The organism is Microcystis sp. M_QC_C_20170808_M3Col (assembly GCF_007095505.1).
Classification (GTDB): Bacteria; Cyanobacteriota; Cyanobacteriia; order Cyanobacteriales; family Microcystaceae; genus Microcystis.
Window position 1 is genome coordinate 1 of the sequence record NZ_SFBY01000296.1, and the last position, 11,692, is coordinate 11,692.

General features: G+C 45.2%; 12 protein-coding genes and 1 pseudogene. 10 read left to right on the top strand and 3 right to left on the bottom strand.

Annotated features, from left to right (window positions below; all coding sequences use genetic code 11):
- Positions 1 to 170, top strand: a pseudogene (locus tag EWV84_RS13305) (RNA-guided endonuclease TnpB family protein); the annotation flags it as partial.
- 156 nt (positions 171 to 326) lie between these two features.
- Positions 327 to 1,622, top strand: coding sequence for a Glu/Leu/Phe/Val family dehydrogenase (locus EWV84_RS13310; RefSeq protein ID WP_287078360.1), 1,296 nt, complete (start codon positions 327 to 329; stop codon positions 1,620 to 1,622).
- Positions 1,623 to 1,662: 40 nt separating this feature from the next.
- Here the strand turns inward: EWV84_RS13310 and pyrC are convergent, their stop codons facing one another.
- Positions 1,663 to 2,697 carry a dihydroorotase gene (gene pyrC / locus EWV84_RS13315; RefSeq protein WP_323801811.1) on the bottom strand — a complete coding sequence of 345 codons (1,035 nt, stop codon included), beginning with the start codon at positions 2,695 to 2,697 and terminating at the stop codon, positions 1,663 to 1,665.
- Positions 2,698 to 3,264: 567 nt separating this feature from the next.
- Between pyrC and EWV84_RS13320 the strand changes: the two genes are divergently transcribed.
- The 3 genes from EWV84_RS13320 (at position 3,265) to EWV84_RS13330 (ending at position 6,901) form a co-directional block, all read left to right on the top strand.
- Positions 3,265 to 4,947, top strand: a complete 1,683-nt coding sequence (locus EWV84_RS13320) for a DNA methyltransferase (RefSeq protein WP_287078362.1) — start codon at positions 3,265 to 3,267, stop codon at positions 4,945 to 4,947.
- A gap of 201 nt (positions 4,948 to 5,148) precedes the next feature.
- Complete coding sequence (locus EWV84_RS13325) at positions 5,149 to 5,895, top strand: p24 family protein (protein ID WP_287078363.1); 747 nt, start codon at positions 5,149 to 5,151, stop codon at positions 5,893 to 5,895.
- A gap of 163 nt (positions 5,896 to 6,058) precedes the next feature.
- Positions 6,059 to 6,901, top strand: coding sequence for an Rpn family recombination-promoting nuclease/putative transposase (locus tag EWV84_RS13330; RefSeq protein ID WP_287078364.1), 843 nt, complete (start codon positions 6,059 to 6,061; stop codon positions 6,899 to 6,901).
- Between the two features lie 78 nt (positions 6,902 to 6,979).
- On the opposite strand, the gene EWV84_RS13335 is transcribed toward EWV84_RS13330, so the two are convergent.
- Entirely contained in the window at positions 6,980 to 7,534 is a 555-nt protein-coding gene (locus EWV84_RS13335) for a Uma2 family endonuclease (protein ID WP_287078365.1), read from the bottom strand.
- Between the two features lie 204 nt (positions 7,535 to 7,738).
- Between EWV84_RS13335 and EWV84_RS13340 the strand changes: the two genes are divergently transcribed.
- From EWV84_RS13340 to EWV84_RS13355, 4 genes are all read left to right on the top strand, one after another.
- Positions 7,739 to 7,915, top strand: coding sequence for a DUF8621 family protein (locus tag EWV84_RS13340; RefSeq protein ID WP_002734354.1), 177 nt, complete (start codon positions 7,739 to 7,741; stop codon positions 7,913 to 7,915).
- Positions 7,912 to 8,970 carry a DUF3326 domain-containing protein gene (locus tag EWV84_RS13345; RefSeq protein ID WP_287078366.1) on the top strand — a complete coding sequence of 353 codons (1,059 nt, stop codon included), beginning with the start codon at positions 7,912 to 7,914 and terminating at the stop codon, positions 8,968 to 8,970. Before EWV84_RS13340 ends, EWV84_RS13345 begins: the two co-directional genes overlap by 4 nt.
- Complete coding sequence (locus tag EWV84_RS13350) at positions 8,967 to 9,545, top strand: CPBP family intramembrane glutamic endopeptidase (RefSeq protein ID WP_287078367.1); 579 nt, start codon at positions 8,967 to 8,969, stop codon at positions 9,543 to 9,545. The genes EWV84_RS13345 and EWV84_RS13350 overlap by 4 nt, the downstream gene beginning before the upstream one ends.
- A gap of 114 nt (positions 9,546 to 9,659) precedes the next feature.
- Positions 9,660 to 10,103: a DUF3531 family protein gene (locus EWV84_RS13355; protein ID WP_079206944.1), complete on the top strand. Its 444-nt coding sequence runs from the start codon at positions 9,660 to 9,662 to the stop codon at positions 10,101 to 10,103.
- A gap of 46 nt (positions 10,104 to 10,149) precedes the next feature.
- On the opposite strand, the gene EWV84_RS13360 is transcribed toward EWV84_RS13355, so the two are convergent.
- Complete coding sequence (locus EWV84_RS13360; RefSeq protein ID WP_287078368.1) at positions 10,150 to 10,452, bottom strand: hypothetical protein; 303 nt, start codon at positions 10,450 to 10,452, stop codon at positions 10,150 to 10,152.
- Between the two features lie 3 nt (positions 10,453 to 10,455).
- On the opposite strand from EWV84_RS13360, the gene aroB reads away from it, so the two are divergent.
- Positions 10,456 to 11,556 carry a 3-dehydroquinate synthase gene (aroB, locus tag EWV84_RS13365; RefSeq protein WP_287078369.1) on the top strand — a complete coding sequence of 367 codons (1,101 nt, stop codon included), beginning with the start codon at positions 10,456 to 10,458 and terminating at the stop codon, positions 11,554 to 11,556.
- Positions 11,557 to 11,692 lie beyond the last annotated feature (136 nt).

Below are 11,692 nucleotides of genomic sequence, written 5' to 3' on the forward strand. Positions count from 1 at the left end.
ATGAAAACGCCGCAATCAACATCCTTAAAAGGGGACTAAGTACGGTAGGGCATACCGGAACCTTTGGGCTAGATCCAATAAACGCTTGGGGAGAGAATACCTCTACTTTTTCAGAAGCAGTTCTGTCTAAGCAAGTAATCTCTGTGAACCAAGAATCCCCGTCTCTTTAGAGCGGGGAGTGTCAATCACTGAAGTTAACTCAACAATAACCTTGTTTGAGAATACTTGTCGGCAATTCCTGTCTATGGTTAATTAAGAAAAATAAACTGTAGCGAAATATACTGTTTTTTCATGTTCTAATGGGGATAGATAGGGGGAAAAAAATCATGTCGAAATCACTCTTTACCGATGCCAGCAGTCGCCTAGAACGCGCCCTTAAGTATGTCTCCATTTCCGATGATGCGATCGAGCGGTTAAAATATCCCAAAGCTAGTCTCAGCGTCTCCATACCCGTCCGTATGGACAACGGCACTTTAAGAATCTTCCAAGGCTACCGCGTCCGCTACGATGACACCCGCGGCCCCGGCAAAGGAGGTGTGCGCTATCATCCCAACGTCAGCATTGATGAGGTGCAGTCCCTGGCCTTTTGGATGACCTTTAAATGCGCCCTGCTGGATTTGCCCTTTGGTGGGGCCAAGGGCGGCATTACCCTCAATCCGAAAGAATTGTCAAAAGCCGAGTTAGAACGCCTTAGCCGGGGCTATATCGAGGGTATAGCCGACTTTATTGGTCCCGATGTCGATATTCTTGCCCCCGATGTCTATACCAACGAGATGATCATGGGTTGGATGATGGACCAGTACAGCATCATTCGGCGTAAAATTAGTCCGGCGGTGGTGACGGGGAAACCTTTAACCATGGGAGGCAGTCGCGGCCGCGATACGGCGACGGGAACAGGAGCTTTTCATGTTATTAACTCTCTTTTGCCGAAATTAGACAAAAAACCCGCTAATACTACCGTGGCCGTCCAGGGATTCGGTAACGCCGGGGCCATAGTAGCGGATCTCCTCGCCAAAGCCGGTTATCAAGTGGTGGCGGTAAGTGATTCCCAGGGCGGCATTTATCGGGAAAAAGGCCTAGATATTGCCAGCATTCGTCAGTATAAACAGGAACACCGCGAGATTACTGCTATTTACTGTCAGGATACCGTCTGTCATATCATGGAACACGAAGCGATTAGTAATGAAGAATTATTAGCCCTAGATGTGGATGTTTTGATTCCGGCTGCCCTAGAAAACCAAATTACCGCCGAAAATGCCGATCGCGTGCGGGCGAAATATATCTTTGAAGTGGCCAACGGTCCCACTACCTCAGAAGCCGATCGCATTTTAGAATCAAAAGGGATTCTCGTTTTCCCCGATATTCTGGTTAACGCAGGTGGGGTAACGGTGAGTTATTTTGAATGGGTGCAAAATCGCAGCGGTCTTTATTGGCAATTAAACGAGATAAATGAGCGCTTAAAAGAAAGAATGGTGACACAAGCGGAAAAAGTCTGGTCTTTCGCCCAGGAGTTCGATATATCTCTGCGTAACGCCGCCTACGCCCAGGCCATTGCTCGTCTCGGTGAAGCCCTAGATGCGAAGGGAACCCGCGATTATTACCAAAATAAGACGGGAGCATAAAAGCCACAAACATTATATGTAAGCTAAAACTGGCGGTTTTTTATTCCCCCAATTGCCAAGTCATTTCCTCACCCGCTCGTAACGGCACCAGTCCAGATTCGGGAAATGGCAATTCATCGGGAATGCGCCAAGGGGTTTTGGTTAATGTGATTTGTTCGGTATTCCGGGGGAGTTGATAAAAATCTGGACCGTGAAAGCTGGCGAACCCTTCCAGTTGCTCGAGCGCATCAACGCTCTCAAAAGCTTCTGCGTACAACTCTAGAGCGTGCAGAGCCGAATAACAACCCGCGCAGCCACAGGAACTTTCTTTGCTGTAGCGAGAATGGGGTGCGCTATCGGTCCCTAGAAAAAACTTGGCATTCCCCGATGTTGCCGCTTGCAAAAGTGCCAAACGATGCTCCTCTCGTTTCAAAATCGGCAGGCAATAAAAATGGGGACGAATGCCACCGCTAAAGAGAATGTTTCGGCTAAACAATAAATGTTGGGGCGTAATTGTGGCGGCGACATTGTTGTTAGCAGAGAGAACAAACTGGACCGCATCGGCAGTGGTAATGTGTTCAAACACCACCCGCAGTTTGGGAAATCTCGTTATCAGTGGGATTAAGTGCCTCTCAATGAACACTTTCTCTCGATCGAACACATCAATATCTCCATCGGTAACTTCCCCGTGCAGTAGTAGCGGCATATCCAGCTGCTCCATCGCTGCCAAAACGCAATCGCACTTACGCAGGTCTGTCACCCCCAAGTCGGAATTAGTTGTCGCACCGGCTGGGTAGTATTTCACCGCTTTGACAAACTGAGAGGCTTTCGCCGCTATGATTTCTTCGGGACTGGTATTATCGGTGAGATAGAGGGTCATCAATGGCTCGAATTGTTGACCCTCTGGAACTGCTGCCAGAATGCGCTCGCGATAGGCGGCAGCATCAGCGACTGAGCGCACTGGGGGTTTTAAATTCGGCATGATAATGGCACGGGCAAACTGACGCACCGTATGGGGTAAAACCGCTTTCATTGCTGCACCATCGCGGAGATGAAGGTGCCAGTCGTCTGGTCGAGTCATTCTGAGTCTTTGCATCGTTCCATCATACAACGGTTAGAGATGCCATCACCAAACACAAGGGTTTTAGTTGATTGGAACGAACCTTTAATTTTAGCGGCGAAATTAATATAATTCCCCTTGACAAAATCCCAAGACTTGACATATACTTATTTATATAGTGGAAATCCGTGCCTGCCTGCGACCCCCTCATTTTCAGGCTAGATAGACTTAAAAAAATTAAATTTAATTCCGTCTCCTGGTAAGACTATTGTGGGCTGCCTCTCAGTGCTTCTACCATTGGTACAATCATATTATTCTGCGGAGCGATTGCAGAGGATAATTCCCCTTGACAAAATCCCAAGACTTGACATATACTTATTTATAGAATGGAAATCCGTGCCTGCCTGCGACCCCCTCATTTTCAGGCTAGATAGACTTAAAAAAATTAACCTTTAATTCCGTCTCCCAGTAAGACTATTGTGGGATGCCTCTCAGTGCTTTTACCATTGGTACAATAGTATTATTGTAGGGGCGAATTGTATTTGTCCTCTTTAAGGGGGAATAATAATACAATTGAGAATGCGGTCAATCCCCTTAATCTCGATGGTCAATAAACTATACTACGGTGATAACCTAGAAGTGCTGCGTAAATATATCAAAGATGAATCGATCGATCTTTGTTATATCGACCCACCCTTTAATTCTAAACGCAATTACAACCAAATTTATAACAACTTAGGCAAGGAAGATCAAGCACAAGCACAAGCGTTTGTGGATACCTGGACATGGGATAATCACGCTAACGAAGCTTTAGAGGAAATTCAAAGCAACTATCAGGGTAAATTTACCAGTCAGACTATCGATTTAATTGACGGTTTGACTAAAGTTTTAGGAAAAGGTAGTCTTCTCGCTTATCTGGTGAGTATGACTCTGAGGATTGTGGAAATCCATCGAGTTTTAAAATCTACTGGTAGCTTTTATCTCCACTGTGATCCCACTGCTAGTCATTATTTAAAAATAGTTTTAGATACGGTTTTTTGCTCTCAGGGGGGTGATTTTAAAAATGAGATTAGCTGGAAAAGACAATCAGCCCATAGTGACGCAAAAAAGAAATTTTGTGATATTGTCGATATAATTTTTTATTATGTTAAATCTTCTCAAGCTAGTTTCCATCCTCAGTACGGAGAACACGATAGTAATTATGTTGAGAAATTTTATAGACATGATGATAATGATGGGAGAGGAATGTATAGATTAAGTGATATGGCTAGTCCGAATCCACGGCCAAATATGATGTATGAATGGATGGGGTTTCCTTATCCTAGTAAAGGCTGGCGTTACCAAAAAGAGACGATGCAACAGTTACACGATCAGGGTAGAATATATTATCCTCGTCATTCCGATGGTCAATTTAACACAAAAAAACGGCCACAGTTAAAAAGATATCTGAATGAGCAAGAAGGCTCTATTATTACCAATTTATGGACTGACATTCAATCTTTAAGTCCTCATGCTGCCGAAAAACTCGGTTATCCTACGCAAAAACCGGAGGCATTGCTAGAAAGAATAATTAAAGCAAGTAGCAATAAAGGAGATGTAATTTTAGATGCCTATTGTGGGTGTGGAACGACAATTGCTGTAGGGGAGAGATTAGAGAGAAACTGGATTGGAATTGATATAACCTATCAGAGTATTAGCTTAATGTTAAAGCGATTAGAGGACTCCTTTGGTAAAAATGTTTTAGATAAAATTGAACTGAACGGTATTCCTAAAGACATGGAATCAGCGCAAGCATTAGCCACTAAACCCGATGATCGTACCCGCAAAGAATTTGAGAAATGGGCGGTTTTAACCTATAGTAATAACCGGGCCGTGATTAATGACAAAAAAGGGGCAGATAAAGGAGTCGATGCTATTGCCTATTTTCAGGGAGATAAGGACAACCGCGAGAAAATTATTTTTCAAGTAAAATCCGGTAATGTCAAATCGGGAGACATCAGAGATCTACAGGGAACCATGACACTACAAGGGGCAGCCTTGGGTATATTTATCACCTTGAAACCTCCTAGCAAAGATATGGTTCAAACGGCCAAATCTGCGGGAATTTATCGCGGTCGTTACATGAGTCAAAGTGTGGATAAAATTGAGATTGTGACAGTGCAAGAAATCCTTGAACAGAAAAAACGTCTCGATGTTATCCTCACCTTTGAAGTCCTGAAAGCTGCCGAAAAACAAAGGGAAACCCAAGGACAACAAATGAGTTTAGATATACCCTTCCCCGATTAAAGTTTTTTTCTAAAAAAGACTTGACAAAATCCCCGGACTTGACTCATACTCTCTGAGGGTACGGGTAGAAGGTGGAGGCTATCAGTCTCTTGTCCACACCAGTCCGTTAGATTGTCGGTAATCTCGATTTCCTCCCTACTGATTCGGGGAGGGGCAGAAAAACCCCATCTTTTCTCGATTTATTTTTTTATCTCCCAGAAAATGCGTAAACTCTTTTCCGCTTTCTTCCTCGCTGCCTTAATCACCACCCCCGTTATCCTACCTTCTCCAGCCTTAAGCGAAGTTCGTAAAGAACGGGTACAATTCAAAGCAGGAGCATCTGGAACAACCATTCAAGGCAAAATCAAGGGAGAACAGGTCGTCCAGTACCTAATTCGCGCTAATGCTGGGCAGAATATCTCCCTTGCCTTCAATAGCGATAATGGGGGTGCTTCTTTCAACCTTTTTGCACCGGGTAAAGTCCCCGGCAAGGATGCGGCGATGGTTATCGGGTCTAATGCCGGTAACGCTTATGAAGGAATCCTACCAGCGGATGGCGATTATACGATCCAAGTGGGTTTGATCCGCAATTCAGTGCGTAATAATGAGGTAGCTAATTATCGCTTAAAAATCTTTATTTCCAATTATTACAACCAAAGCGATGCCAAAGTACCCGGGACAAATTACCATGCTACGGGTAGTGTTACCTGTTCTATGGGCGACGGAAAACCGGCGGGATCTTGTCCCTTTGGTGTCACTCGTCGAGGTAACGGTAGTGCAGATGTCACTGTCACCAAACCCGACGGCCGCAAGCGTATCATTTTCTTTGAAAAAGGGAAAGCGATCGGCTACGATGTTAGTCAGGCGGACTCTGGGGCGTTTAGTGCCTCGAAAGAGGGCGATATTTATTTTATTCGCATTGGCAAAGAACGCTACGAGATTTTTGAAGCTATCATCTTTGGGGGTTAGGTGCTGCTTTTCGTAAGCGCCAAGCATAAAATCTCCATTTAGGATAGTTTGAAGCACATCTTGGCCTTTAGGAAGGTTTTAAAACCTCCTTTGGTTATTTTTAGGGATAGGGTGATAATTTTGTTAAAATATAGGTCAGCCTTAACCTATAATTGAATTGAAAATGTATGATTCTACCTGTAAATTTATCGCCCTTGAATATTCGAGAGACTTGGCCACTTGGTTACTGGGTAAACCCTTAGAATTAACAGAAATTAAACCCTCGGAATTATCCCTAGAGCCAATTAGAGCCGATACTTTAATCTTTTTGGAGTCGGAAGAATTAATCTTACATATCGAGTTCCAAACCGAACCTAAAGAAGATATTCCCTATAGAATGCTAGATTATGCCACCAGACTCTATCGACGCTATCCCGATAAACCTATCCATCAAGTGGTTATTTATCTGAGGAAAAGTGACTCCCCCAAAGTCCGACAAAATGATTATAAACAAGGGAAAACCTCTCATCAATTTGAAGTGATTAGACTCTGGGAACAACCCTCGGAACCCTTATTAAAGGCCCCCGGACTGTTTCCTTTTGCCATACTCGCTCAAGCTGAGAAACAAGAAAACTTACTGCGGCAAATTGCCCAAGAAATCGAGCAAATCAGCGATAGTCGAGAACAAAGTAATCTGGCTGCATCTACCGCTATTCTAGCCGGGTTAGTATTAGAGAAAGACATCATTCAACGATTATTGAGGAAAGACATCATGAAAGAATCAGTTATCTATCAAGAAATCTGGTCGGAGGGTTTACAAGAGGGACGACAAGAAGGACGACAAGAAGGAGAAGCTAACCTAGTTTTACGTCTATTAAATCGGCGGATAGGGGACATTTCTCCCGAATTATTGCCCAATATTCGCAGTCTTGACCTAGAACAGTTAGAAAACTTGGGAGAAGCTTTGTTAGATTTTCAGTCACTACAAGATTTAGAACAATGGCTGGAAAATTGCCGAGCAAGTTAGTACAAAGCAACTAAATGCGATCTATCCATTCCCATTTGAAGCAGGAAGCTCTCAACTCGGTTGAGAGTAGTTCACACTTTAATCTATTCCGCGGTAGAGATCTGTGATGGCTAACTCTAGGTTAATACTTTGCAGGATCACCCGATCGTCTGTCTCGTAAATAGTCGTTTCCCATGTCCCCAGAGAATTACGACGACGGCATTCCACTCGCTGGATTTCTTGGGAAATTAATACATATTCTTCTAACGTTTCTATCTGTTGATAATCTTGGAATTTTTCGCCCTTGTCAAAAGCGGCCGTACTGGGGGAAAGCACTTCCGCGATCAGTTTCGGATAGCGTTTCAGATAACGATCTTGGCGATCGCGAGGATCGCAGGTAACAAAAGCATCGGGATAGTAATAAAACTGATCTTGATAGTTAACCTTGACATTACCCGAGTAAAACCGACAGTCTGTAGAGTCGCCGAAATGCAGGTTAACCAGAGCGAGTAGATTAAGGGCAATGCGATCGTGATTATCCGTACCGCCGGCCATCGCATAAACCAAACCACGTCGGTATTCATGGCGGATCTGGCTCTGGCGCTCGATAGCGAGATATTCTTGGGGACTGATGTAGTTGGGAACTGCGATCATAATCTCTAGGGGAAAGCCTAGTATTAATCATAGTACGAGAATGGCTTTGGCTCTCTTATTCTTTGTGTGATCAGTTTAACTTATATAGCGATCTATCTTTGTGTTCTTCGTGTCTTTGTGGTTCCTGACCCAGAGAGCCGATAAGCCAGCGCAAGAGGGCAAAATCTTGATAAACTGAGGGGATAACTATCCTGGACTATTCCCATGACCACTCACTTTATTAGTGCCGAAATCGACCTACAGGAAACCCCGCAACAACTGCAGCAAGAAATCGAAAAAGAATTAGCCAAACGCGGTGAACCCTTGCGTTGGGCAATCACAGAAGTGGATACCGAGAATAATCAGGTAAAAGTCGAAGCGATTGTCACCACTGCCTCGTGAATTCTCGTCCCTATACCGCCGTACTAATTATTCCCACCGGCATCGGGGCAGCGATTGGCGGTTATGCTGGGGATGGCATTCCCGTGGCCAAAGCGATCGCCCAAGTTTGCGATCGCCTAATTACCCATCCCAATGTCCTCAATGGCGCACAACTGTACTGGCCTCTAGCCAACACCTATTATGTGGAGGGTTACGCTTTAGATCGTTTTGCCCGGGGGGATTGGGGGTTAAGTCCCGTCCATCAAAATCGCATCGGGTTACTATTTGATCGCGCCATTGAATTTGACCTCTTGCAAAGACACCTTCAGGCTGCCGATGCTGTCCGGGCTACCCTAGGCTTAGATCTCACCGATTACGTTATCACCGATGCCCCCTTAAATGTGCAGTTGCGAGAGGCTGCCTCTGGGGCCAGTTGGGGAACAATTGGCAATCCCGACAGCTTGCTGCGGGGGGCAGAAAAACTGATTAACCAGGGCCGGGCAGAAGCGATCGCCATTGTTGCCCGTTTTCCCGACGATCCCGATAGCATTGCCCTGGCTAATTATCGCCATGGTCAGGGGGTGGATCCCCTTGCCGGGGCCGAAGCGGTGATTTCCCATCTAGTAGTCCGACAATTCCAAATACCGGCAGCCCACGCTCCCGCTTTAAGTCCGCTGCCCCTCGATCCGCAACTTTCCCCCAAGGCCGCAGCCGAAGAAATCGGTTATACTTTTTTACCCTGCGTTTTGGTGGGTTTAAGTCGCGCCCCCCAATTGGTCAAGCAGCCCAGTCCCGATGCTATTTGGGGCCGGGAGGTGGACGCTCTGATCGTTCCCGCCAGTGCCTGCGGCTCTAGCACAGTTTTGGGTTTTTGTCAAGAAAAAACTGTACTGATTGCCGTACAGGAAAATAGTACAAGGATGAAGGTGGCCCCGGAACCTCTAGGGGTGAAAGCAATTAGGGTACACTCATATACAGAGGCGATCGGTGCGATCGTTTGTCAACGGGCCGGGGTTAGCCTAGCATCTCTTCGCCCTAATTTAAACTCTTTACGCTGTTTATCCGAGAATCCGTGACTAATTCCCCTAATTCCGAATTTGATCCCCTGACACGCACACAAGTCCTCACCATTATGGCGGTAACGGCGATTATCTTGCTGGTAGTCGCCAAAGTTTGGCAATATTTCGGTGCGATCGCTATTCCCGCCATTCGCTTGACTCTCCCGGATTTCCTGTTCGGATTAGCCTTAGCGGGGGCAATTAGTGGAATTAGTGGGCTTCTATATCGTTTTTGGTCTAGTTATCGCCATAGTGCTAACGCTTACTTAGAATTAGTCATTAAACCTTTAGCTTGGCCCGATTTAATTTGGATTGGATTACTGCCGGGGTTAAGTGAAGAATTATTATTTCGCGGGGTGATTTTGCCGGCTTTGGGCTTAAATATCTTTGGTTTAACCGTTTCTAGTCTGATTTTTGGTATCCTCCATTTTAGCGGTTCCCAACAATGGCCCTATGTTATCTGGGCAACTGTTGTCGGTTTTGCCCTCGGTTATACCGTCATCATCACCGGTAATTTATTAATCCCGATCCTCGCTCATATTATCACCAATCTCCTCGCTAGTTTTCTCTGGAAATTACAGCATAGCAGTTAGGGGATAGGGGAAGTGGGGAAGTGGGGAGATGGGGGAATTTCAACTAAAACCCTAAAACCCTAAAACCCTAAAACCCTAAAACCCAACACCCTACTCCTGTCTCCTATAAAAAATATGGAAGTACAATTTCGCGAATTTAATCCTTTTGATGTCTGGTTTTGGCTGGAATTTTCGACAGTTCCCTCGAATATGGAACAGCAATATGTAGAAGAAGTTTTTGCCTCTTGGTTTTATTTGGGTAAATTAGGGGCTTTCAATGCGGAAAACCTACAGGTACAGGAGGTGGGAGTCGATATTAGTTATATGGAATACGATCCAGATATGGCCGAAAATGCCTTTATGTCACCGATGCACAATATGACTGATTTTGAATACTTAGGTACTTGGGGACGTTGTTGGTTTGACCTTGGTACTAGCGATCTTATTGCTTTAGATATTTTAATCAATGCCTTGACCCAATTAAGTAAGGATTTTGTCGATATTAAACGTTTAATTATCGGTGGAGAAAATCAAGATTGGCCAATTAGCGATCGCAGCAATTATCTCTTTAGCGAATAATTAGGGTTGACTGAAAAAGTTTCTTAGTGGAGTCAGAAGTCAGTAATCAGGAGGAGATAGGGTGATAGGGTTTTGGGGTGATAGGGTTTTGGGGTGATAGGGTTTTGGGGTGATAGGGTGATGAGACAGCTTCCCCACTTCCCCACACCCTACTTCCCCACTTCCCCACTTCCCCACTTCCCCACTTCCCCACTTCCCCACACCCTACTTCCCCACTTCCCCACTTCCCTACTTCCCCACTTCCCCACACCCCACTTCCCCACTTCCCCACTTCCCCACACCCCACTTCCCCACTTCCCCACTTCCCCACACCCCACACCCCACACCCCACTTCCCCACTTCCCCACACCCTATGGCTATTTGTATTCCCGTTAATTTACCCGATCGCTCCTATAATATTCTGATCGAGAAGGGCAGTTTAGCCAATCTCGGTGCAGAAATGAGCCGGTTAAGCTTAGGTAAAAAGGTTTTATTGGTTTCTAATCCCGAAATTTTTGAGTATTACGGGCAAATAGCGGTTAATTCCCTAGAAAAAGCGGGATTTACCGTTTCTACTCATCTGATCCCCGCCGGCGAAAATTATAAAACCCTCGATTCGATCGCCGAAGTTTATGATAGCGCCCTCGCTCACCGGTTGGAACGTTCCTCGACTATGGTTGCCCTCGGTGGTGGTGTGATCGGGGATATGACGGGATTTGCGGCAGCCACATGGTTACGGGGTGTTAATTTTGTCCAAGTTCCCACCACCCTCTTAGCGATGGTAGATGCTTCCATCGGGGGTAAAACTGGTGTCAATCATCCCCAGGGCAAAAATCTGATCGGGGCGTTTTATCAACCGAAATTAGTTCTGATCGATCTTGAAGTGCTTAAAAGCCTACCGGTGCGAGAATTTCGGGCAGGAATGGCAGAAGTGATTAAATATGGTGTAATTTGGGATGCCGAGTTATTTAAACAGTTAGAAGACTCGGACAATTTAGCTAGTTTTTCTCAGATCGATGGCGAGCTATTGCAAACAATTATTACAAAATCTTGCCAAGCTAAAGCAGATGTGGTAAGTAAAGACGAAAAAGAAGCGGGTTTGCGGGCGATCTTAAACTATGGTCACACGATCGCCCACGGCATTGAAAGTTTAACCGGATATACTAAGATTAACCACGGGGAAGCGGTGGCGATGGGGATGGTGGCAGCAGGAGCGATCGCTGTTAAACTGGGAATGTGGACGGAAGCGGAAAATCAACGACAAACGGCGTTAATTGCCAAAGCTGGCTTAGAAACACAAATTCCGCCCTTAAACCCCGACCAGATGATCGAGATGCTTACTGCCGATAAAAAGGTCAAAGATGGCAAAGTTAGATTTATTTTACCAACGGCGATCGGCCAAGTCACCATTAGCGATCGAGTTACTCCCTCCATGGTAAGAGAAGTGTTAACCCCAACCGAATCCGGGCAATAGACGTTTTTTCAATTAGGGAATAGACCTCTTGCATAATTTTTTTATGGTATAATATAAGGTTTTGCTTTTTTCTCAATTCTTAGATTGAAGTGGAAAAAAGAATAAAATGTGATCTTAGGTCAGGAAATCATCTATA